Below are 513 nucleotides of genomic sequence, written 5' to 3'. Positions count from 1 at the left end.
GCGTTCTCAATCTCGACAAACTTACCTATGCGGGTAACCTGAACAATCTCGCTTCATTACAAGGTGACAAGCGACACGTCTTTGTGCATGGGGACATTTGCGATCGCGAGTTGGTCGACCGCTTGTTGACTGAACACAAGCCGCGCGCCATTGTACATTTCGCCGCTGAAAGCCATGTCGATCGGTCGATTCATGGTCCCGCCGCATTTGTTCAGACAAACGTCAACGGTACTTTCAATTTACTAGAGGCAAGCCGCGCCTATTGGTCTGCCTTGTCTGACAAGGCGCGTGACGAGTTTCGTTTCCTGCATGTATCAACTGACGAGGTGTATGGCTCGCTCGGTCTGTCGGATGCACCGTTCAGCGAAACCCATCCGTACCAGCCCAATAGTCCTTACTCCGCGTCGAAGGCGGCGTCCGACCATTTGGTGCGTGCCTACCATCACACTTACGGGTTTCCCACGCTGACCACGAACTGCTCGAACAATTACGGTCCGTACCACTTTCCCGAAA

General features: G+C 53.4%; 1 protein-coding gene. It reads left to right on the top strand.

Annotated elements, in window-relative coordinates; genetic code table 11:
* The coding region (locus tag JK635_RS28135; protein ID WP_202653233.1) for a GDP-mannose 4,6-dehydratase at positions 1-513 on the top strand (513 nt) is incomplete at both ends.

This window comes from Neobacillus paridis (genome assembly GCF_016765675.1).
GTDB classification, from domain to species: domain Bacteria; phylum Bacillota; class Bacilli; order Bacillales; family Cytobacillaceae; genus Neobacillus; species Neobacillus paridis.
The sequence above is the reverse complement of the archived record's forward strand: the minus strand, read 5'-3'. Positions and strand labels throughout refer to the sequence as shown.